The sequence below is a fragment of the Paludibaculum fermentans genome (genome assembly GCF_015277775.1).
Taxonomy (GTDB): Bacteria; Acidobacteriota; Terriglobia; order Bryobacterales; family Bryobacteraceae; genus Paludibaculum; species Paludibaculum fermentans.
In genome coordinates this window covers 7,089,128-7,109,332 of the sequence record NZ_CP063849.1, presented here as the reverse complement: position 1 = coordinate 7,109,332, position 20,205 = coordinate 7,089,128, and the positions used below count along the sequence as shown (strand labels likewise).

The 20,205-nt window shown below is 61.9% G+C and carries 21 protein-coding genes; 7 read left to right on the top strand and 14 right to left on the bottom strand.

Features of this window, described 5'->3' with window-relative positions; translation table 11 throughout:
• Positions 1–3: 3 nt before the first annotated feature.
• From IRI77_RS28155 to IRI77_RS28140, 4 genes are read right to left on the bottom strand one after another with little or no spacing between them, the layout of a single operon-like run.
• Positions 4–1,053, bottom strand: coding sequence for a YVTN family beta-propeller repeat protein (locus tag IRI77_RS28155; RefSeq protein WP_228486355.1), 1,050 nt, complete (start codon positions 1,051–1,053; stop codon positions 4–6).
• A gap of 1 nt (position 1,054) precedes the next feature.
• On the bottom strand, positions 1,055–1,831 hold the full coding sequence (locus IRI77_RS28150) for a carboxypeptidase regulatory-like domain-containing protein (protein ID WP_194448301.1): 777 nt from the start codon (positions 1,829–1,831) through the stop codon (positions 1,055–1,057).
• An 18-nt stretch (positions 1,832–1,849) separates the two neighbouring features.
• The gene (locus tag IRI77_RS28145; RefSeq protein ID WP_194448300.1) at positions 1,850–2,908 is read right to left on the bottom strand and encodes a cytochrome-c peroxidase; all 1,059 of its coding nucleotides are present in this window, start codon (positions 2,906–2,908) and stop codon (positions 1,850–1,852) included.
• Positions 2,905–3,354 carry a tetratricopeptide repeat protein gene (locus IRI77_RS28140; protein WP_194448299.1) on the bottom strand — a complete coding sequence of 150 codons (450 nt, stop codon included), beginning with the start codon at positions 3,352–3,354 and terminating at the stop codon, positions 2,905–2,907. Before IRI77_RS28140 ends, IRI77_RS28145 begins: the two co-directional genes overlap by 4 nt.
• Before the next feature lie 100 nt (positions 3,355–3,454).
• On the opposite strand from IRI77_RS28140, the gene IRI77_RS28135 reads away from it, so the two are divergent.
• Positions 3,455–3,961 (top strand): ComEA family DNA-binding protein, encoded by a 507-nt coding sequence (locus IRI77_RS28135; protein WP_194448298.1) that lies wholly within the window; start codon positions 3,455–3,457, stop codon positions 3,959–3,961.
• 70 nt (positions 3,962–4,031) lie between these two features.
• Positions 4,032–4,880, top strand: coding sequence for a sugar phosphate isomerase/epimerase family protein (locus IRI77_RS28130; RefSeq protein ID WP_194448297.1), 849 nt, complete (start codon positions 4,032–4,034; stop codon positions 4,878–4,880).
• A 66-nt stretch (positions 4,881–4,946) separates the two neighbouring features.
• Here the strand turns inward: IRI77_RS28130 and IRI77_RS38730 are convergent, their stop codons facing one another.
• Positions 4,947–5,240 (bottom strand): YXWGXW repeat-containing protein, encoded by a 294-nt coding sequence (locus IRI77_RS38730; protein WP_194448296.1) that lies wholly within the window; start codon positions 5,238–5,240, stop codon positions 4,947–4,949.
• A 432-nt stretch (positions 5,241–5,672) separates the two neighbouring features.
• Entirely contained in the window at positions 5,673–6,233 is a 561-nt protein-coding gene (locus IRI77_RS28120) for a general stress protein (RefSeq protein WP_194448295.1), read from the bottom strand.
• A 176-nt stretch (positions 6,234–6,409) separates the two neighbouring features.
• On the opposite strand from IRI77_RS28120, the gene IRI77_RS28115 reads away from it, so the two are divergent.
• From IRI77_RS28115 to IRI77_RS28105, 3 genes are all read left to right on the top strand, one after another.
• Positions 6,410–7,525: a DUF2934 domain-containing protein gene (locus tag IRI77_RS28115; protein ID WP_194448294.1), complete on the top strand. Its 1,116-nt coding sequence runs from the start codon at positions 6,410–6,412 to the stop codon at positions 7,523–7,525.
• A gap of 66 nt (positions 7,526–7,591) precedes the next feature.
• Entirely contained in the window at positions 7,592–8,896 is a 1,305-nt protein-coding gene (locus IRI77_RS28110; protein WP_228486354.1) for an NRAMP family divalent metal transporter, read from the top strand.
• Positions 8,897–8,968: 72 nt separating this feature from the next.
• Entirely contained in the window at positions 8,969–10,423 is a 1,455-nt protein-coding gene (locus tag IRI77_RS28105; RefSeq protein WP_194448293.1) for an RNB domain-containing ribonuclease, read from the top strand.
• A 124-nt stretch (positions 10,424–10,547) separates the two neighbouring features.
• On the opposite strand, the gene IRI77_RS28100 is transcribed toward IRI77_RS28105, so the two are convergent.
• The 6 genes from IRI77_RS28100 to IRI77_RS28075 form a co-directional block, all read right to left on the bottom strand.
• Positions 10,548–11,429: an alpha/beta fold hydrolase gene (locus IRI77_RS28100; RefSeq protein WP_194448292.1), complete on the bottom strand. Its 882-nt coding sequence runs from the start codon at positions 11,427–11,429 to the stop codon at positions 10,548–10,550.
• A 74-nt stretch (positions 11,430–11,503) separates the two neighbouring features.
• Positions 11,504–12,007, bottom strand: a complete 504-nt coding sequence (dps, locus tag IRI77_RS28095; RefSeq protein ID WP_194448291.1) for a DNA starvation/stationary phase protection protein Dps — start codon at positions 12,005–12,007, stop codon at positions 11,504–11,506.
• 130 nt (positions 12,008–12,137) lie between these two features.
• The gene (locus IRI77_RS28090) at positions 12,138–12,311 is read right to left on the bottom strand and encodes a hypothetical protein (RefSeq protein ID WP_194448290.1); all 174 of its coding nucleotides are present in this window, start codon (positions 12,309–12,311) and stop codon (positions 12,138–12,140) included.
• A gap of 89 nt (positions 12,312–12,400) precedes the next feature.
• A complete protein-coding gene (locus IRI77_RS28085; RefSeq protein ID WP_194448289.1) occupies positions 12,401–12,949 on the bottom strand; it encodes a BON domain-containing protein in 549 nt (182 codons plus the stop codon).
• A gap of 261 nt (positions 12,950–13,210) precedes the next feature.
• Positions 13,211–14,620: a dihydrolipoyl dehydrogenase family protein gene (locus IRI77_RS28080; RefSeq protein WP_194448288.1), complete on the bottom strand. Its 1,410-nt coding sequence runs from the start codon at positions 14,618–14,620 to the stop codon at positions 13,211–13,213.
• Complete coding sequence (locus tag IRI77_RS28075; protein ID WP_228486353.1) at positions 14,617–15,534, bottom strand: alpha/beta fold hydrolase; 918 nt, start codon at positions 15,532–15,534, stop codon at positions 14,617–14,619. Before IRI77_RS28075 ends, IRI77_RS28080 begins: the two co-directional genes overlap by 4 nt.
• Positions 15,535–15,750: 216 nt before the next feature.
• Between IRI77_RS28075 and IRI77_RS28070 the strand changes: the two genes are divergently transcribed.
• Both IRI77_RS28070 and IRI77_RS28065 read left to right on the top strand, forming a co-directional pair.
• A complete protein-coding gene (locus tag IRI77_RS28070; RefSeq protein WP_194448287.1) occupies positions 15,751–16,626 on the top strand; it encodes a hypothetical protein in 876 nt (291 codons plus the stop codon).
• A gap of 127 nt (positions 16,627–16,753) precedes the next feature.
• The gene (locus tag IRI77_RS28065; RefSeq protein WP_194448286.1) at positions 16,754–19,231 is read left to right on the top strand and encodes a hypothetical protein; all 2,478 of its coding nucleotides are present in this window, start codon (positions 16,754–16,756) and stop codon (positions 19,229–19,231) included.
• Positions 19,232–19,262: 31 nt separating this feature from the next.
• Here IRI77_RS28065 and IRI77_RS28060 read toward each other — a convergent pair whose 3' ends face one another.
• Positions 19,263–19,598 (bottom strand): ArsR/SmtB family transcription factor, encoded by a 336-nt coding sequence (locus IRI77_RS28060; protein WP_194448285.1) that lies wholly within the window; start codon positions 19,596–19,598, stop codon positions 19,263–19,265.
• Between the two features lie 32 nt (positions 19,599–19,630).
• A complete protein-coding gene (locus IRI77_RS28055; protein WP_194448284.1) occupies positions 19,631–20,101 on the bottom strand; it encodes an SRPBCC family protein in 471 nt (156 codons plus the stop codon).
• Between the last annotated feature and the right edge of the window lie 104 nt (positions 20,102–20,205).

Here is a 20,205-nt window from a genome sequence, read left to right as displayed (position 1 = left end):
TGCTTACTGTTCCAGCGCAACGACACCCCACGGCGAGCCGGTGAGCTTCACTTTCCGGCTCACCGTGCGGGTGGCAAGATCCACTACCGAGAGATCGTTCGACGGCCCGTTCGCCGAGAAGAGCGTTTTCCCATCTGGTGAAAGCGCAATCCCCCAAGGCCGCTGCCCCACCTCAATCGACGCCTCCACCTTCCGATTGGCCGCATCCAGGATAAAAACCTTCTTCCCCCGGCCCGAACTCACATAGAGCGTCTTCGCGTCGGGTGACAGCAGCACCGCCATCGGCTTCACAACGCCGCGCTCTCCCAGTTGCACGGTATCCACAATCTTGTGCTTCACTGCGTCCACCAGCACCACGGCGCCATCGTTCTCGGCATTCACCCAGGCCGTAGCGCTATCTGGAAGAAATGCAATGGAGCGCGGCCGGCGGCCCACCTTGAACGAGTCCACAACCTTGTTCGTCGTTGTGTCTACCACCGCCAGAGTTCCGGCCTCTTCCGACGTCACAAAGACCCACTTTCCATCCGGGCTGATCCGGACCCCCTCGGGCTCCTCACCCGTCGGCAGCGTCGCGATCGCCTTCTCGGTCTCCAGGTCCACCACTGAGATCCCCGCCACATCCTCATTGGAGACATACATCCGCTTGCCGTCCTTGCTGATGTCGAAGTTTTCCGGATCCGAACCGCTGTGCAACACGCGCACGAGCTTGTTCTGCTTCACATCGAAGACGCCGATGCCGTCGGCGCTTTTGTCGGGCGGCGGCAGAGTGCTCTCATCCACGCCCGGCCCGGCGATGGGAGATCCGCTCAACGCCACATAGATCGTCTTGCGGTCCGGGCTGGCATGAATGCCTCGCGGACGTTTGCCTAGCGGCACCGTCGCGATCACGTTCATCGTCGCCGGGTCGATGACGCTCATATCGCCCGACGCCTCGTTCGTCACATAGATCCGGTAGGCCGAGGACGAGGGCTCGGGAGCGGCAGGCGGCCGCGTACAGCCAGCCAGCAGAATCGTCAACCCGGCCGTGAGCAGCGCGTATTTCCGTGTCGTCACCTCAGTCTCCTTTGAATGTGAACGTGACATTCTGTTGCGACGAAGGGGACAGCGTCACCGTCTGCTCCTCCGATCCGAATCGCTCCTGCCAGGCCGCCAGAGTGTAGGTGCCCGGAGGGATATTGCGAATCTCGAACGAGCCATCGGTGCCCGTCACCGCGAAATAGGGATGCGGCAGCACCCCCACCCAGGCGCGCATCCAGCCGTGCACATTGCACTTCACCCGGATCATCACCTCTTCCCGCACGAAGCGGCGTGACAGCGGCGGATCCTCCGGAGCCTGGCTATGATTCCACTCATAGTTGACCTTCGCCATCGGATGGATGTTATGCGTCACCGGATCGGAATTGGTTACCTTCAACGATTGCCCGGTCTGCATACCCAGCACGCGCGGTTCGAACCAGCAACCCTTCTGATTGATCACTACCGGAGTCGTGGGTGGCTCGAAGCTCTTGTCCTCCAACCCCTTCTTCAGGAACACGAAGACATTCGCCAGCGTCCCGTTGGGATTGACTACGATGTCCTCGTCCAGCACCTTGCCATCCTTGTGCAGGTGCGCACACTCCGGCTCCTGGTCCATATCGATCACCCGCCTCGCAGTCTTCCGCCCACTGAACCGGATGACCCCTCTGATCGTGCCCGCCGTGCCGGCATCGACTCGAAAATATGCCGGTTTCGCCTTCTCTTGCTTCTGTTCGGGCTGAGGACGGGAGCATCCGCCAAGAACCGCCAGCGCCGCCGCTCCCAGGGCGATACGCCACGCAGGGCTGTGTTGCATGTCTGGTGTTCAGTGTACTCAGTTGGCCGGCGGGCCCGCATCGGCCGGCATTTCGCCTGTCAGCGACTCAAGAAACGCCAGCAGGTCGTCGCGCTCGGCTTTGTTCAGCCGCAGAGGTTTGAGATCCTTGTCGAGCGCCGGATTTGAATTGCCGCCGCCGGCGTAGTATTCCAACACGGAGCGCAGCGTCTTCAAGCTGCCATCGTGCATGTAGGGCGCGGTCAGGGCGACATTGCGCAGCGATGGAGTCTTCACGGCGCCCCTGTCCCGTTCGATCTTGGTCTCCTGAAACCGGCCCTGATCCGTCAGCACACCTTCCTCATTCACGCCCACCCCAATATTGCGGAACTTGCCATCCGTGAACAGTGCACTCTTCGCCCCGATGGGATGGCAGGCAATGCAATTCCCCTTACCCGGATCGCGGAAGATCGCCAAACCGCGCACTGCGGCCGGAGACAGGGCGGATTTGTCGCCACCATACTCATACCGGTCGAATGCCGAGTTCCCACTGACCACCGTCCGCTCGAAACTCGCCAGCGCCTTGCGCACCTGGCTCATCGTAATGGCACCCGGCCCGAACGCCTTCTCGAACTGGGAGCGATACTCAGGGTCCGCCTGAAGCTTGGCGACCAGCACATCGTACTTCTGGTTCATCTCCACCGGATTTGCGATAGGCCCACCCGCCTGGTCCTCCAGTGTCCCGGCGCGCCCGTCCCAGAACTGCAGCGGACTATAAGCAGCGTTCACCACTGGCGGAGCGTTGCGCGTGCCCTGCTGGTTGTGAAACCCCGTGGAAAACCGCTTGCCGTCGGTGAACCCCTTACCCGGATCATGGCAACTGGCACAGGCGATCGTATCATCCGCCGAAAGCCGCCGGTCGTAGTAGAGCTTGCGACCCAGCGCCACGGTTTCCGCAGTCACCGGGTTGTCCTGGGGCACTGCCACCTCCGGCAGACCCAGCGGAGCCTTCAGCGTGATGGGCCGCCCGATCGGCCTGTCAGCACCAGGCTTCGAGCTTTGCCGGCAGGAAACGGCCATCAAGGCGAGGAGAACGACGGTACAACTCGACAGTTTCATGGATGTGCGACAGGGGCAGGCTTCCAGGCGCTGGCCAGGCGGGTCGCCTCCGCAATCTCTTCCTTTGTCATATGGACCCCAGCCGCGTCACGCAGTTCCGCTAGGGAATCGGAGTCCGGACCGTGCGTCGCCGAGGTAGCCAGCGAAAGCCACATATAGGCCTGCACAAGATCCTTAGGGACGCCCTTTCCAAAGCGATAGAGCAGGCCGATACTCGCCTGCGCCCACGGATCGCCCTGGTTCGCCGACAACAGATACCAGTGGTGGGCCTGGACATAGTCCTTCGTCAGGCCGCCGCGCCCCGCCTCAAAGTTCTTCGCAAGCGTGAACTGCGCCTCCGGATCACCCTGGGCGGCGCGGACTTTCAGAGGCGCGCGTCCCGGCGGCGGACCGTCCTGCGCAACAGCCAGTGTCGTGGCAATCAGGGCCAACAGCAGAAGTCGCATAGGCAATCCCAGCCTCTCCCTCTCATCCCGCGGTTTGATACACAATAAAACTAGCGCATCTGGGCGAGCGCTCTCTACTTCCAGCATACAAGGATGGTGCATGACAGGATCTCAGCCAGGCCACCGCATTCTTTCCAGGTCGATCGCTTGTTTCGCGTTCGCAGGCCTGCTCGGCACACTGCCCGTCGAGGCTCAGCAGAAGTCGAAGTTGCCGGAAGCACCGGGCCGGGCCACCACGGAGAAACTCTGCGGCTCCTGCCACGGAACGAATATCTTCCTGAACCGCCGCGAGAGCCGCGAAGGATGGAGCGGCATCGTCGAGGACATGATCCAGCGCGGAGCCAAGGGCGACGACGATCAGTGGGGTGAAGTCGTCGACTACCTCAGCCAGCACCTCTCGAAGAGCACCCCCGTGGCCCGTGTAAACGTCAATACCGCCGACGAAAAAGACCTGGCCGCCGGTCTTGGCATTCCCGACGCACAGGGTGCGGCCATCGTGAAGTACCGTACGGAAAAGGGCAAGTTCAAGACAGTCGAGGACCTGTTGAAAGTTCCCGGGCTCAAGGCAGCCACTATCGAAGCCAGGAAGAGCAGTATCGACTTCTGATTCCAGTCGACCGGCGCGTCCACAAAGGCGGACTCTACCGGGCTCGCCTGTTCGGGAATAGGATATAGAGATGCTGAATCTCCACCGCCGTGGTTTCCTCGCCGCGCTCGCCGTTTCCGCGGTCCCGTCCTTCGCCCGCACCTTGAAGACTGTGGGCGTCCAGTTGTACACCCTACGCACTGTACTGCCGCAGAAGCCCCTCGAGACGCTCAAGGCGCTGGAGGAAATCGGCTTCACGGAAGCCGAAGTGATCGGCGGCAGCCTCGACGCCATCTGGCCCAGCCTGATGCAGACCAAGCTAAAACCGGTCAGCGTCCACCTCGACACCGCCCTCTTCACCACCAACCAGGACAAACTACCCGCCGCTTTGGACGACGCCAAGAAGCGCGGTTTGAAGTTCGCCGTTTGCCCCTACATCGCCCCCAAAGATCGGGGCGGCGTTGACGTCATCAAGAAGCTGGGTGAGACGCTGAACAAGGCCGGTGAGACCTGTGCCAAGTCTGGCCTGAGCCTCTGCTACCACAACCACGCCTTCGAGTTCGAACCCGCCGCCGGCGGCACGTTGCTCGATGTCCTGATGCAGACCACCGATCCCAAGTATGTGAGCCTGGAACTCGACATCATGTGGTCAAAGGTTGGCGGGCACGACCCCGTGGAGATCCTCAAGAAGTACAACAAGCGCATCGCCCTCATGCACCTCAAGAATGTGGCCGCCGGTGTTGGACCGCAGTTCAACGAGAAGGTGGCCAAGGAAGCCTTCAAGGAAGTCGGCAACGGCTCCATCGACATCCCTGCCGTTCTGAAAGCCGCCTCCGAAGTGGGCGTCAAGCACTACTTCGTCGAGCAGGACCAGACGCCCGGCAACCCGCTCGATTCACTCAAGCAAAGTTTTGAGTATCTGAAGAAGACGAACTTCTAGCCGGGCTACGGCAGGACTTCAGCAGGCGGAGCTCCTTCATCAGGGGGAGCCCCGCGCCCGGCAGCCTTACCGCCAGTGGCCGCCGAACCAGATGTATCCGCCCCGCTTGGGAGCCCAATACCCGGGCACCCACGCCCCCCGCCCGCGCGGAGGTACCGCCCAGTACCCATTCGTCCAGACGTAGCGTCCGTGGTGCCACTGGTAGTACCCTGGCACCCAGACATGGCGCCGGCTCGGTTGCACCACCACGACCTCACGAGGCGGAGGAGGCGGCCCAAAGCGCACGAATACGTCCGCCGCGCTTGCAACGCCGCTCGTCAACGCCAGTGCAAAAACTCCAATCGCCACAAATCTCTTCATTGTGTCCTCACTTTCGTCCGCATTGGACTCACTGAGGTGATTGCAGTTCCGCTTCCAGATTATCTATCTATTTGAAACGAAACGAAGTAGCTGCGCCAACTCCTCACGGATTGTGGTCGAAAACCACCGCCGCTGCTCGAAATTCAGCACCACTGCCCGAATGGCTGGCTCCGCCATCCATGGACGCCTGTAAATAATACGGAAGCCCTTCGCCCAAACTTCCAGTACATGGAATACTGCTCCTGCCTGGTTCCAAGCCGAAGCACATAAAAAACCCCCGCCATCTCGACAAGGAGGGTGTCGGGATGGCGGGGGAACAGTCCTCCGATGAATGGGGCCGGTCGTAAGGTCAGCGACGACCGGCGTGGTTGCTCCGTGCAACCCGTCAGATGAGGAACGGCAGATGTTCCTCTGCCTGGCCTCATCTGAAGTTTAGAGATGTGCGGCGGCGGCGCCTTTGTCCTTGTAGTCCGCGCTTGCCTCGCTGGTGGAAGAGATGTCCTGGGCTCCCGTCTGCTTGAGCAGATCCCGGGCCCGGGCAATCTCATCCGATGAATCGCAATGGACAGAGAGAAGCACACCACCGGCCCGGATGTGTCCTTCATAGCGCTTGGCTTCGTACTCAGGGATGCCCATCCCCACCAACGCTCCAATGAAGCCACCCACCGCGCCGCCGGCGCCAAGTCCGGCCAGGGCGCTCAAAATCGGCCCAGCTGCGATGAGAGGCCCGATACCGGGAATTGCCAGCGCGCCAATGCCGGCCAGCAATCCGAGAACGCCGCCGATGGCGCCGCCGGCCGTCACACCGGCTGTGGTCCCTTCCGGCGCCTTCGTGTTCTTCTCGTGTGCGAAGTCCTTCGAGCCTTGATTGTCTGGAAGCAGGACGGAGATGTCATCGTTTGTGAAGCCGCCTTTCAGTAGACGATCCACGCTCTCTTCCGCCTGAACTCTGGACTGGTAGATACCAAACACCGCCGTCATTTTACTGGCCATTTTTTCGTCCTTTTCCGCAATCTTGTGTACAGCCCTGAATTCCGTGTCTAGCCCCGCTGGGATAGCGCCGGGTGCGCCGTGCAGCCGAAAAGGCGGCCGGACTCCGCGGCCCAACCACCACAGCAGGTACTACTTTCCGCCGAACCACGGAGGACTGAGGCGCCGTGGGAAGACGGATGAGTCCCTTCCTGGCGAAACTGCCCCCTCCAGCAACGGTCGACCGCGAATCCGCGGGCTGGCGGAAGACCTGGATCCTGGCATTTGCCTGGGTTTGTGCCGCAACTCCAGCCGGTGGCAGGCTGTTGTGCTGGACGGCTGGTGCGAGCCTCGATACTGCGCCAACGGACTTAAATTCCAAAGGACCCATCAGGCACAACAACGACACCATGGCCGTTGTGACCAGCGTTGCTGCCGCAAATGGAAAGTGGCCCATACGCCGTTCTGGCTGCAAGTCGGGGGCCAACATTCCGGCTGCCCGGATCCAAGTGTCCGGCCCCACGGCCGATTCGGCAGATACACGCCGGGGGCCCGGCCTGGGAAACTGGCAATCGCGTTCTCAGGCATCCAAGGCAAGTGGTGCATTTGCATGGGATCCTGAAACCACTTTCGAGTCTCGCCACGGCGGGATCACGGCTGACGATTGCCGGATCGCAGCCTTAATCGGATCCGTTTATCACGGCAATGCGTACGGGAAAATCGCGGTCCGGGATGCCAGTGGAGAGCGGAATGCTGACTTTAAGGTGATCGCGCGTGGTCACGTGACCGGATTTCGTCACAGGCCACGCATCACACTTGAAGATGGAGCCTTCAGTCGACCCTTTCCGCAACGAAAATTGTCCCGGCAACCAAACTCAGCGATCGGTTTCCTGGGAGCTGGAGACCAGAAACAGCCCACATCGGGCCGGCGGAAAGCGCTTGCGACTGGTCCTCCGCGTGCGGCTGCCCGCAGCATGAATGAGCCTAAGCGGATCGCCGAAGAACGCCGGGACCTTGCCGAACACACACATCTCAACGGCGCGGAACATCGCGGCAGCAACGACCACCTGACAGGACAGCAGACCTCCCGGCATAAACCGGAACACAGCACCACCGCTTACCTGCAAGCCCAGTGGGAGAACCGCATAAGCTGGATGGAGTACGGCGTGAGCGAAGTCAGCCGCGAACTCAGGGAAGAGGATATCGCGGCATTCGCCTATGAACTCTGGCAACTCCGGGGCTGCCCCGAAGGCTCGCCGCAGGAAGACTGGTATCGCGCCGTCACAGCACTGAATTCGCGGACACAGACGCATTGAGAGAAAAGGGTGTATCTGCACTGAGCCGCGGCCCATCCAAAATGGAAAGATGAGGATCGCAGCAAGGTGTTGAAACGGACCTCCACCGCGGTCAGGACCGCGTTTGTCCTGCGCGGGCGTTTTCGCCGCTTCTTTTCAGACCTGGGTCCCGGCCTGATTACAGGCGCCGCGGACGACGATCCGTCCGGCATCTCAACATACTCCGTGGCGGGTGCCGCGTTCGGCTATGCGCCGCTCTGGACCGCTATCTTCTCCTTTCCCCTGATGGCCGCGGTGCAGGTGATGTGCGCGCGCCTCGGTATGGTGACGGGGCTCGGACTGGCCAGCGTCATCCGAACCCGCTACCCGCGTTGGGCTCTATGGGGCGCCTGTGTGCTGCTGCTGGTGGCCAATGTCGTCAACATTGCCGCCGACCTGGGCGGCATGGCAGACGTCACCGAGTTGCTCACCGGAGTGCGTGCGTTCTATTGGACGCCGGTTTATGCCGTCCTGCTGGTGGGCCTGCTCTTCTGGACCAGCTACCGCACCATCGTCCGCATCTTTAAGTGGCTGACGGTGGCCCTGTTCGCCTACATTGGAGCGGCTCTCCTGTCGCACCCGGACTGGCCTGCCGTACTGAAGGCGACCCTGGTTCCTCACATCGAATGGACCGGAGCCTACTGGGCGACCCTGGTCGGCATCCTGGGTACCACCATCTCCCCTTATCTCTTTTTCTGGCAGGCCGCCCAGGAGGTGGAGGAAGAGATTGCGCTGGGGCGAGCCACGGTCAAGGAACGCGAGGGTGCGACGCGCAAGGATCTCAAGAAGTCCCGCAACGATGTACTCACCGGCATGTTCTTCTCGAACCTCGTGATGTACTTCATCATTCTGACCTCGGCCGCCACTCTGCATGCGCATGGCAAGACATCCATCTCCAGCGCTCATGATGCCGCGGAAGCTCTGCGGCCGCTGGCTGGGGACGGGGCATACTGGCTCTTCAGCCTGGGATTGATTGGTGCCGGTATGCTGGGCGTGCCCGTACTGGCCGGTTCGTGCGCTTACGCGATTGCGGAGGCGGCCGACTGGGTAGGCTCGCTCGAAGTGCACCCACCTCTGGCGCATGGTTTCTATGCGGTCATCGCCATCGCAATGGCCCTTGGCCTCGGCCTCGACTACGCCGGCCTCGATGCCGTCAGAATGCTCTTCTGGGCGGCTGTGGTGAACGGGACTCTGGCTCCGCCTCTGCTCATCCTCGTCGTACTCCTCACCAGCCGGAAGGATGTAATGGGGGAGCACCGCAACGGGCCGGCACTCCGATGGCTGGGCTGGCTTTGTGTCGCAGTCATGCTGCTGGCCATCCTGATCATGATCGTGACCTCTGTGACCGGATAATAGGATTTGCGCTGCGCGCCAGGCCACAGCTGGATCCGCGGCAAAATATTGGCAGGAAAGGCGATCACGGGCATGCATGACGGTGAGTTCGACCTCGCGGCCGCCGCGCGGCAGGAGATGGTTCACGAAGGCTTCGATCCGGATTTCCCTCCTGGCACGGACGCCCAACTGGCGGCGGTGAAGGCGCGGCCCGCGCCGGCCGCGATGAACGGCATCCGCGATCTGCGCCATCTGCAGTGGTCGTCCATCGACAACGACACTTCGCGGGATCTGGATCAGTTGGAAGTCGCTGAACGCGTCCAGGCTGGTATTCGAGTGCTTATCGCCATAGCGGATGTCGACTCCGCCGTGTCCTCCGGCACCCCCATCGATGGGCATGCCGCGTCGCAGACGACATCAGTCTACACAGGCATCAAGACGTTTCCGATGCTGCCGGAAGAACTGTCGACCGATCTGACCTCTCTCAACGAGGCGTCCGATCGTCTGGCGATGATTGTGGAAATGGTGGTCGCCGGAGACGGAGCTATTGCCTCCAGTGACATCTATCGTGCCCTGGTGCGCAATCGCGCACAGTTGACCTACAACGCAGTGGGGCCCTGGCTGGAAGGCACGGCCGGAGCACCACCCAAAGTCACCGCCCAACCGGAGCTGAACTCACAAATCAAACTTCAGGATGAGGCCGCTCAACTGCTCTCTCGAGAACGTCATCGCCTGGGCGCTTTGAATATCGATCGTGTCGAGGCCGAGGCCATCCTTTCCGGCGGACGCCTGCAAGGAATCAACGCCCGCGGAAAGAACCGGGCCACTGCCCTGATCGAGACCTTCATGATTGCCGCCAACGGAGTCATGGCCCACACCCTGCTGAATGCCGGCGCTCCTTCCCTGCGGCGCGTCGTCAAGACCCCGGAGCGGTGGCCGCGCATCGTGGAACTCGCCGCCCGCTACGGCGAAACACTCCCGGCAACGGCGGATTCCGGAGCTCTCAACGCATTTCTGGAGAGGAGGAGGGCGGCCGACCCGGTCCACTTCGAGGACCTGTCCCTGGCGGTGGTCAAGCTGATGGGTTCTGGTGAATACTCCTTCGCCCGGCCCGGCGACACGAATCAGGGCCACTTCGCACTCGCCGCTCACGACTATACTCACTCCACGGCGCCGAACCGGCGTTTCGCTGATCTGGTAACACAACGTCTGATGAAATGCGTGCTGGCCGGCCAGGCCGTGCCCTATTCCGGCGAGCAACTGGAATCCATTGCAAGGAACTGCACCCTCCGCGAGAATGCTGCTCGCAAAGTGGAACGGGTGATGAACAAGCGCATTGCCGCAGTGGCGCTGGAGCATCGTATCGGGGAGACCTTCGCGGCGGTCGTAACGGGCGTGACACCGAAAGGCGTCTTCGTCCGCGTACTGAATCCACCGGTAGAGGGCTTGCTCGTTCGCGGCCAGCAGGGTGTGGATGTGGGTGACCAGCTAAAGGTGAAGCTCGTCCACACGGACCCGCAGCTCGGGCATATCGATTTCGCGGTGTAGTGAGCTTGGCGGAAGGCGGTGATCCCGCAGTCGGTTCGCCGTCCGGTCACCACGCCTCGAGAGAAAAAAAGGGGATGCCAAACTATGCTGGCTTCCCCTTGAGGAGCGACTCAGGAATCGATGGTCAAGCCGTGGTCGCGCTTGACAGGCCGGAGCCGGTAACCGTCTCGGCATCCGCACCCAGGAAATTGATCAGCTCGCGATTCACATCATCCGCATGGGTCCACGTGATGCAGTGGGGCCCATCCTTCACTACGTACAGACGCGCACCAGCAACGAGTTTGACGGTAAGCAGTCCTGATGCCGTGATCGGCACAATACGGTCGGAATCCCCGTGAATGACCAGCGTCGGCACTTTGATTCGAGCTAGGTCGCCCCGGAAATCTTCATGCCACGTCGCCACGCAGTCGAGGCACGCCGTTGCGGAAGCCCCGGCCGCGACGTTCCAGCTGGCCTGCACCGTCTGCTCGCTGACGCGCTGCCCCAACAGGACATCCGCGTTATAGAAGTTGCGGAAGAACGAACTGAAGAACGCGTAGCGATCGGCCACAATTTCTTTTTGGATAGCCCCGAAGACCGACCCATCCACGCCGTCAGGATTGTCCGCAGTCTTCAGCAGGAAAGGCGGCACGGAGGAAATGAAGACAGCCTTGCTGACCCCCGCGTCTCCATACACACCCAGGTACCGGGCCACTTCACCCCCACCCATGGAGAAACCGGCCAGCACAAAATCGCGCAGCTCCAACTGCGTCACCAGTTCACGCAGATCCTGGGCGAAAGTGTTGTAGTTGTAGCCGGATGCAGGCTGGCTGGACTTGCCGAATCCGCGGCGGTCGTAGGTGATCACCCGGTATCCCTTGGCCAACAGCGCTGCCGTCTGCCGCTCCCACGAAGCGCCGCTCAATGGATAACCGTGGATCAGGACGACCGGCTGGCCCGAACCGTGATCTTCGTAGTACAGGTTAATGTTGCCGGAGTTTTCCCTGCCGGCAGTGATGTAGGGCATTCAAATTTTCCTTTGGCTTATGGGACGCGCCTGGCCGGCGATGAAACACCGCCGGCGTCGTCGATTGGTGCTGCCTAGAACTGAACGTGGGCTTCCAGGAACCACAACTGCTTGTCGGCCGTTCTGGAAACCTCGGTGAAGAGATCGGCTGACGATCTGTCACGATTCTCGTCGGCCACATCGATGGCCTTTCGGATCGAGGCGGTGTACAGGGCGTACCGGTCGATCAGTGCCGCCACATGGCGTTGCCCGTCGACTGCATCCAGTGGATACTCGGGCAAGGTCGAACTCCCTGCGGCCATGCGCACCGTCCCGGTGGCCACTCCACCCAGCGCGGTAGCGCGCTCAGCGATGAGGTCGATGAACGGGAAGATCTCCCCGGCCAGCTGATCGAACAGAGTGTGCAACTGGAAGAAGTTGGGACCCTTCACATTCCAGTGCGCCTGCTTGATCTGCGAATAGAGATCGGCAGTGTCCGCGAGACGGGCGTTGAGCAGTTCAACCATGGGTTCCCGCTCGGCTTCCGGCAGGTCGATTCGCGTGGGAAACGGCAGTAAAACAGTCTGTGTTTGATGCATTTGTTGCTCCTTCTTGATCTCGTTCAATTACTGCGCTGCACGGTAAGGCCCAATTTTTGGTGGCCCTCGATTGTGGGAGAAGGCCAGAATCCAGTGCCCGCGCGCTGGTCCACACCGGATATCCCGGCCTCTAACTGGAAGAGTCCTTCCCTCTTGTGGCCTGAACGCCCTTCAGCAAGGCGAGGCCCACCAGCACGAGGGCGCCAACCACAATCCATTGCGTCGCCACGTGCAGCAGCGCAGCGCCATAGATGAGTCCGCCGATCACGATCAGGAAGCCAACGATGTAGATTCCAAATGACATGACTGTCCTTTCTAGCTAAAGCCCGGCAGCCCGGCGGACAGGCTGCCCATCACGCAAAAAGACTGACTTGCTTCTGCGGCAATCCCTCGTCACTTTGTCGAACTGGCTTTCTGGGCTTTGACCTGTAGTTCGTTGACTACCTGCTGCACGTTCAGTACCGCGGCGGCTAGATCCTGGGCCTGTGTGCGGGCCGCCTGGGACGTGACTTCGCCGCTTAGGGTGACGACGTGATTCTTGACCGAGTACTTCACGTTGTCATGAAGCTTCGCCTGGATCAGCGCCGCATCCAGATTGTGTTCAATGGCCTTGTCGAGATCGGAGTTCACCTTCTTGGCGTCACTCTCGACGCCAACCGGAATGACTTCGATTTGGTTCGACACAACCTGGGCACCAGCCAGGGACTTCGCAATGGACTCCGCCTGCGCTTTGTCAGCGTCCTGGGTGACATGTCCGCCCAAAGTGACAACGCCCTTGGCCTGATCCTCTTTGACCGAGACGTCTTTAAAACCCGCTGTGTCCAGCGAGGCGCGAACGCTGTCGGTAACGTCCGCCGCTTTCGTGGATTGGGTTGCGCAGCCTGTCAGTGCCCCCGCCAGCGCCAGTGCCAGGAGAAACGAGTACGGAGTGAGAGCTTTCATGGTGGTCCTTTGATACGCGTGGATCAGACAACGTGACCAAGTGCACGATCAGGACCACCAATCCAGAACAACGAATTCCCGCCATTCGTCTCCCTTGCAGTGGGTTGCCGGTGTTTGTGCTCTTTACGGCTGCGGGACGCGCTAACGATATGCGGTCAGATGACCGTACGCGGTCAAAGCCGGTTTCTGCCTCCCCGTCCGCAGGTTGGCTGGACCGGGCAACGACGCAGGCCGGACGGCTCGCGATTCAACGGCCGCTGATCATACAACTCGCGTGGGTGCCGCCGAGAACAGGTAAACCAGCCCTTCGGAATAGGTTGGATGAGCGAAAATGGAGTCACGCAATGCTGTATAGGGCAGCCCCGCGCTCATTGCGAGTTGCACGGTAGCCATCATTTCGCCGGCACTGGAACCTAGTGCCGTGAAACCCAGAATCCGGTCATCGTCCACCCCGACCAGCGCCTTGAGAAAACCCTCCGTGTGCCCGGTCGTGACGGCCCTCAGCACCGACGCCATCGGCAACTTCAGCAGGCGGTACGGTGTGTTCGTCTTCCGGGCCTCAGTCTCACTTAGCCCAATTTGCGCCAGTTCCGGGTCCACAAACAAACATGAGGGCACAAGCCGGCCCGTGGTGACGCGCCTCCGCCCGGCCAAAGTCTCGCGGACCACCCGATGGTCATCGAAGGCAACGTGCGTGAAGTGGGGGCTCCCGGCGCAGTCCCCCACCGCGAATACGCCTTCGGCGGTCGTCCGTAGGCATTCGTCTACCTGAACGAAACCCGCCGCTGTCAGTGCCACCCCAGCCGCCTCCAGGCCGATCCCCTGGGTATTCGGAATCCTGCCTGTCGCGACCAGCAGGTGCGTGCCGCTCACCCGCGGCGTTCCTTGCCCGCCTTCCAGGTACAGCACCACCTGCTCGCCTGTGCGGCCCTCTACCTGCGTCACCCGGGCCCCGGTCACCAGTTCGATGCCCTCCCTCAGGAACGACCGAGTCACGGCCTCCGCCACGTCTTCATCCACACGCGACAGCAGCCGCTGGTTGCGGTCCACGATCGTGACCTCACTGCCCAGCCGGCGGAATGCCTGCGCCAGTTCCAGGCCGACATACCCGCCGCCAAGCACCACGAGTTTCGCCGGGACTACGCCCAACTCCAAAGCCTCCACATGAGTCAACGGAGCGCTCTCCACCAGTCCGGGAATTGGGTCGATCGAGGCCCTCGACCCTGTGCTGATCACGACATGCTCAGCCGTCAGGACACGCACCCCGCCGCCGTCCAGGGCCACCTCGATCGTTCGGGGGCCGCTAAACCGGCCCTCCCCGCGAATCAGCTCCACACCGGTCCGGGCGAACCGCCCCTCGTGCACTTTGATCAGTCCGTCAACCATCGTCCGTTTGCGGCCGCGCACGGTCTCCATCTCGACACCCGGTTCCGCCGGATGCAGCCCGAACTGGGCCGCCTGTCCCGCCAAATGGGCAACACTCGCCGAATAGATGATGTTCTTGCTCGGCAGGCAGGCGATGTTCGGGCACGACCCGCCAATGTAGCGCCGCTCAATCAGCGCCGTCCTCCGGCCCGAGGCTGCTTCGTTCCAGGCAATGTACTTCCCGGCCTCGCCGCTGCCCAACACCAACAGGTCGTAGGCTTCCGTCTGGGGTTCACTTCTTGTCAATCAGCCTCCCTGCCCCAGCCGCCCAGAGGCGCCGCCAGGAATTCGTTCATCGCCGCTGCAATCTCGACAACGTGCGTCTCCAGCGCGAAATGCCCTGTGTCCACGAACTGAACCACCGCATTCGGATTGTCCCGCCGGTACGCTTCGGCCCCCGCGGGCACGAAGAACGGATCGTTCCGGCCCCAGACCGCCAATAACGGAGGCTGCCACCTTCGGAAATATTCGTGGAACGCCGGATAAAGCTTCACGTTGCTGGCATAGTCCAGGAACAGATCCAGCTGGATCTCGTCATTGCCCGGTCGCCCGACCATGGCGGCATCCAGCGTATACCCTTCGGGCGCAATCACTTCCGGATCGGGAACCCCGAATGTATATTGCATCCGGATGCCCTCCGGAGAGAACACCGCCCGGACCGCCTGGCGGTTCTCCGCTGTCGGCGCCTGCCAGTAGTGCCGCAGTGGCGCCCACGCCCCGCTCAAGCCTTCTTCATACGCATTCCCGTTCTGCGAAATGATGGCGGCAATCCGCTCCGGCTGGGCCATCGCCAGGCGAAAGCCTGTCGGCGCTCCATAGTCGAACACATAAAGGGCGAACCGCTCCAGCCGCAGGGCCTCCGTGAAAGCCGCCAATGTGCCGGCCAACGCGTCGAAGGAATACTTGTACCCGCGTTCTGCCGGCACTTCTGTAAATCCAAAGCCGGGAAGATCGGGGGCAATCACCCGATACCGGCTGGCCAGCAGCGGCATCAGCGTCCGGAACTGAAACGAGGAAGTGGGGAATCCATGCAGGAGCAAGACCACCGGAGCGCCAACCGGACCCGCTGCCCGGTAAAACACACTCACGCCGTCCGCTTCCACACGGTGCACCGAGATCTGGGGTATGCCTGTTTCCAAGGTAGTTTGAGGGGACATCATATCCTCCGCAATCCCGGAGGCACCCTTCCTTATTCCAACTATAGGCGCCACACCCTCCTCCGGCATCCTGCGGAAAGGGCATTTTCCAGTACCTCTTTTTGCCAGGATCGTCTCCCCCAATTAGGGGAATCACCTGCACGTCACCGGACGATTCCTAGCCTTCTCAATCATCGCCAATCCCCTGTAACCACAGGCGGTTAGGGCACAATGGAGAGAATGACTCTGCTCAGCCGGGTCCGGGATTGGTGGACGGAATTCCTCACCGGCCGCAGCGCGTCTCCAAGAGCCGTAATCATCAACAAACTCGGCGTGTCCCTCGCCAGTTGCCCCGGCAGTACCGAGACACAGCACAGCATCCGGTGGAACGAAGTGGGCGCTGTTTTCGCCTATAAACAGGACTGCGCCACCGTCGACCAGATCTGCATCACCTTCGTCGACCTCGGCGGAGAGGTGCGTCTGGCCGTGTCTGAGGACGATGCCGGCTACCAGCAACTGGTGGAAGACCTCCCCAGGCATCTCCCCGGTTGCCTCGCGCCGGCGGACTGGTTCCAGCTCGTCGCCTTTCCTGCCTTTGAGACCAATTGGACCGAGCTTTACCGCATACCCTTCGTCTCCTCCCCAGACGGTGCCGTGGTTTCCTCGCTCGGCAGGATGGCCGATTCCGTCGTCCTGGCTGAACTGCAGCTGCTCACCAGCCACCTGAGGAATGCGATCCCCATTGGGCTGAAGGGCAGCCTTCGCTTCTGGGGCGAATGGTTTGGACGTCCCCACGACAAGGTGTATACGCTGGTTTCCTGCGAAATTGAACAGACGGCGCTACGCCTTCTCTTCGATCAGGGCGAGACACTTTCGATCTGGTCCCCCAAAGGACTAACCATCGACCGCTCGACGTTTCGCATTGCCGACGCCAGGCGTGTGCGCTGGGAATGGTTCGCCCAGGGACAGGCCACAAACCGGCAGACCCTCTATTTCATGGAGTTCATCCGCTCCGGAGAAATCATCACCGCCTCGACAAACGTCGATTGGTACGAGCCCAAGTTCCACCTCAATGCGGCCGAATCCGCCTTCGAACTGGTGAACCGCCTGGACTGAGTCCGGCCGCCAGCTTGAATTTTCAGTAACGATTGCCGGGCTGCCGGCACTATACTCCGAGGCTGCCGTGCGCCCGCCGTTCCCGCGGGCATGCCCATCTTGCTACGCGCTCAGGAGGGCTCAAACCATGCCGGATACCATTCGGTTCTTCCGGGACACTCTCAGCATCGACGAGAGTATCCCGGCTTCTATCCAGGCCAAAGCAGGCGACACCCTGGTGCTAGGCGGCCGGCAGGTGACACTGATCGGCCTGCTGCCGGATTGCAACTACATCATCCTGGCCGAGCAGCTGAACGTCGTCCGGAACGCGGGCACCTCTCTGGCGGGAGTCGGCGGCAATCCTTCCCCCTCCGTCACTGTGCTCGCCCGCGTCATCACCGGAGCCCCCTTGGCCATCACCGCCTCCGGCCTGGTAGGCGAAGACGGCGCAAACGGCGAACCGGGCGAGAGCGGCATTCAACGCCCGGAAGGCGGTGGTAAACCCATCGTGCTGCCAGGAGGCGCGGGAGGAGACGGAGAGAACGGAGGCAGCGGCGGGGCCGGCGGCAGGATTCTCGTTCGCTATGCCTCGGCAACCCCCAAGCCCACCGCCAGTGCGCCAGGCGGGAAAGGAGGCCGCGGGGGAACGGGTGGAGCCGGCGGGCCAGGCAAACCACGCGGTAAACGGGGACGTGGCGGGAAACTCGGCAGATCCGGCGGAGTGGGCACCACCGACATCGCCCAGGTGGCCGCGGAGCAGGTGTGGACGCTCCTCGACGCCGCCTCCGCCCAGGCCTGGGCCGCTTACCGTGCCGAAGTGGCCGGCTTCTTCTTCCGCAGGTTTGATCCCGGCTCCCAGCTCTTCGCCTTCGAAGAGGCGCAGGCTGCCCTGACGATCAACCCGAATGATCCCGATGCCCTCACCGTCCGCGACCGCATCGCCAACCGCCAGACTCCATCCGGGCTGGCTCGCGACCTAGACATTGCCCCTGACTTCCAAGCCCTCTCCCAGAATCTGACCGCGGAAATCGCCCTCGTCCAGAACTCCTTCCAAGCCTACGTCTCGGTGGTCACCCTGGAAACCATCGCCGATTCCATCCGCGACAGCCTCACACTCATGGCCACGCAGTTGGCCAACCGCCGGCTGGAAGCCCAGGCCGACGCCGCCATCGCCCAACAGGATGTGCGCATCGCCCAGGCCGAGGGCGCAAACCTCCAACTCCAGATCGATGACCTCGGCAAACAGATCGAGACCATCCGCGAGAGCCGCTTCAGCATCAGCGGCATTCTCTCGGATGTAGGCTCCATCGCCGGCGTGGTCGTTGGCATGGCCACCGGAGTTGGCGCCATCGTCTCAGTCGCCGGCGGACTCGCCACGCTACAGCGCGTCACCGATGGCCTCGACCTCGTGCAGTTCCTGAAATTCATGAAGGAGAAGCCTGATCCGAACAGCAATACCTCGGAGGACATCGAGGAGGTGAAGAAGCTCGGCGGCGGCTTCAAGGATCTCATCGAAGGCACGAATTCCTTCATCAGCTTCGGCAAGGTCATGGCCGATCTCGAGAACGCCATGTCGCTGCCCGGCCAGGACGCCATCGGCAAACTGCTCAAGCAGCAGATCCTGCTGGTGCGCGAAAAGATGGTCGCGGGCCTGCGCGAAACCCAGGCGAAGTCGCGCGTCGCCGCGGCCCAGTTCCGTGCCAGTAATCTTGCCGCCGAGCTAGCGCAAGTCCAATCGACCCTGGCCCACTGGTCCGCTGACGCAGCCGCGCTGAAGGCGGCCACCGGCCTGCTCATCCGCTCCGCGCGGGACGTAGTCGACATGGTGATGGAAGACGTCTTCCTTGCCCAGCGCGCTCGCGAGATCTACCAGTTGGACCGCATCTCCGGACTGCGCTTCGATTACGGCTTCCTGCACCCCGACATCGATCGCAGCCTGTCTCCAGCTACCCGCGCCAGCGCCAGCCTCACCAGCCTCTCCGGTATGGCTATCCAGGTCCTTGCCTGGGATCAAATCTTTCAGCAGTTGAATACCGCCCAAATCGGCTTCGACGTCATTCATCCGCAGCTCAGCGTCACCATCACCGATGCCGCTAAACTGCAGGCCTTCGCCGGCGGCCAGACCCTCGACTTCAGCCTCGAACTCACAGACATGCCCGACAAAATGTTTGAGCTGAAGGTAAACGCCATGAGCCTGGAACTCACCGGAGCCACCTCCGCCCAAAGCGCCAACATCTGGGTCACCCACTCCGGCCACTGGACCATGAAGCGCCGCACGGACGGCACAACCTCCGAACTCATCCTGCTCCCACGCTCTGAACTGTTTGCCTGCAGCCCCGGAGTCGGCACGTTGAAATCAAAGATCCCCGCGAATCCGCAATCGTCGGCGGAGCCGGGTCCGCCCTTCTCCTTCTGGGGCCGCGGCGTAGCCACCACGTTCCGCCTGCAGGTCTCTCAACCCTCGGTGATCGACCTCTCCCAATTGAGCGCGATCCACCTCACCATCGATTGCATCGGCTATGCCGTCCAGGGCAGCGGCTCGGCCACCCCGATTCATGACCTGCGGCCGAGGGTACGGGCAGTCCGCACCCCCGCACCCGTACTCGCCTTGGCTGCCGCACATTAGGGCCGCCCGGCCGGCTCCCCATCACGGCGCCTCAGCCGCCCTCGTCTTCCTCGGCAAGCAGATCGCCCAGGAAGTCCAAACGGCGTTCCCACATCGAGCGGCGTTCCGCGAGCCACTTCTGCAGCACCGCAAACCCGGCCGGCTCCACCCGGCAGGTTCGCACCCGGCCGGCCTTCTCCGTACGCACCAAGCCGCTCTCCTCCAGCACCTGCAGATGCTGCATCACTGCCGTCAGGGTCACGTCGAGCGGAGTTGCGAGCGACGACACCGACATCGGACCCGCACTCAGGCGCTCCACCAGCGCCCGCCGCGTGGGATCGCCCAGCGCGTGGAAGATCCGGTCGATGTCGTCTTTAGGGCTGCTCATCTCTCCTGTTTCCAAAAGCTTGCCAGAGGCAGCTAGGCGAGCGCTTGCCCCAGGTTGTCCAACAGCTTCTTCCAGCCGGCTTCCCGCATCTCCGGGCCATCGGCCCGTTCGAAAAACGCGCCTTGGTGCGTGCAGATCAGATCCGTGCCGCCTTCCACCGGGACCACTTCAATGGTCACCAGCGAACTGGAGAACCGATGCTCGCCCATCGCCATGCTCGACGCCGAAACGATCCGCCGGTTCGGGACGATGTCGAGGTAAGTGCCTTCGCTGATCAGCGGCACTCCCGGAAACGGGCTCTTGTCATTGAACCGGTAGCGCAGCCGCTCCGCGCCGCCCACCCGGAAATCCATCTCGAACTCCTCCACATCATGATGTTCACCCACAGCAAACCAACGTTTCTTCTTCTCCACCTCGGAGAAAGCGGCGAAGACCTGTTCGGGCGATTTCGGATACCTTCGTTCAATCACGAAAGTGCTATGAATCACGGGTTGATCGGCCATGTTCTTTCCTTTCTTGCATCCCGGCAACACTGAAGTCGTGACTTGAGTATTGAACGGACTGACCGGATTGTCAAGTTGAAACTTCAGTGTTGTGCGCGCGAGCC

Excerpts from the sequence above, each read along its gene's own strand:
- IRI77_RS28150 (WP_194448301.1), bottom strand. The coding sequence starts at position 1,831 with ATGCAACACAGCCCTGCGTGGCGTATCGCCCTGGGAGCGGCGGCGCTG.
- IRI77_RS28145 (WP_194448300.1), bottom strand. The coding sequence starts at position 2,908 with ATGAAACTGTCGAGTTGTACCGTCGTTCTCCTCGCCTTGATGGCCGTT.
- IRI77_RS28140 (WP_194448299.1), bottom strand. The coding sequence starts at position 3,354 with ATGCGACTTCTGCTGTTGGCCCTGATTGCCACGACACTGGCTGTTGCG.
- IRI77_RS28135 (WP_194448298.1), top strand. The coding sequence starts at position 3,455 with ATGACAGGATCTCAGCCAGGCCACCGCATTCTTTCCAGGTCGATCGCT.
- IRI77_RS28130 (WP_194448297.1), top strand. The coding sequence starts at position 4,032 with ATGCTGAATCTCCACCGCCGTGGTTTCCTCGCCGCGCTCGCCGTTTCC.
- IRI77_RS38730 (WP_194448296.1), bottom strand. The coding sequence starts at position 5,240 with ATGAAGAGATTTGTGGCGATTGGAGTTTTTGCACTGGCGTTGACGAGC.
- IRI77_RS28120 (WP_194448295.1), bottom strand. The coding sequence starts at position 6,233 with ATGGCCAGTAAAATGACGGCGGTGTTTGGTATCTACCAGTCCAGAGTT.
- IRI77_RS28115 (WP_194448294.1), top strand. The coding sequence starts at position 6,410 with ATGAGTCCCTTCCTGGCGAAACTGCCCCCTCCAGCAACGGTCGACCGC.
- IRI77_RS28105 (WP_194448293.1), top strand. The coding sequence starts at position 8,969 with ATGCATGACGGTGAGTTCGACCTCGCGGCCGCCGCGCGGCAGGAGATG.
- IRI77_RS28100 (WP_194448292.1), bottom strand. The coding sequence starts at position 11,429 with ATGCCCTACATCACTGCCGGCAGGGAAAACTCCGGCAACATTAACCTG.
- dps (WP_194448291.1), bottom strand. The coding sequence starts at position 12,007 with ATGCATCAAACACAGACTGTTTTACTGCCGTTTCCCACGCGAATCGAC.
- IRI77_RS28090 (WP_194448290.1), bottom strand. The coding sequence starts at position 12,311 with ATGTCATTTGGAATCTACATCGTTGGCTTCCTGATCGTGATCGGCGGA.
- IRI77_RS28085 (WP_194448289.1), bottom strand. The coding sequence starts at position 12,949 with ATGAAAGCTCTCACTCCGTACTCGTTTCTCCTGGCACTGGCGCTGGCG.
- IRI77_RS28075 (WP_228486353.1), bottom strand. The coding sequence starts at position 15,534 with ATGATGTCCCCTCAAACTACCTTGGAAACAGGCATACCCCAGATCTCG.
- IRI77_RS28070 (WP_194448287.1), top strand. The coding sequence starts at position 15,751 with ATGACTCTGCTCAGCCGGGTCCGGGATTGGTGGACGGAATTCCTCACC.
- IRI77_RS28065 (WP_194448286.1), top strand. The coding sequence starts at position 16,754 with ATGCCGGATACCATTCGGTTCTTCCGGGACACTCTCAGCATCGACGAG.
- IRI77_RS28060 (WP_194448285.1), bottom strand. The coding sequence starts at position 19,598 with ATGAGCAGCCCTAAAGACGACATCGACCGGATCTTCCACGCGCTGGGC.
- IRI77_RS28055 (WP_194448284.1), bottom strand. The coding sequence starts at position 20,101 with ATGGCCGATCAACCCGTGATTCATAGCACTTTCGTGATTGAACGAAGG.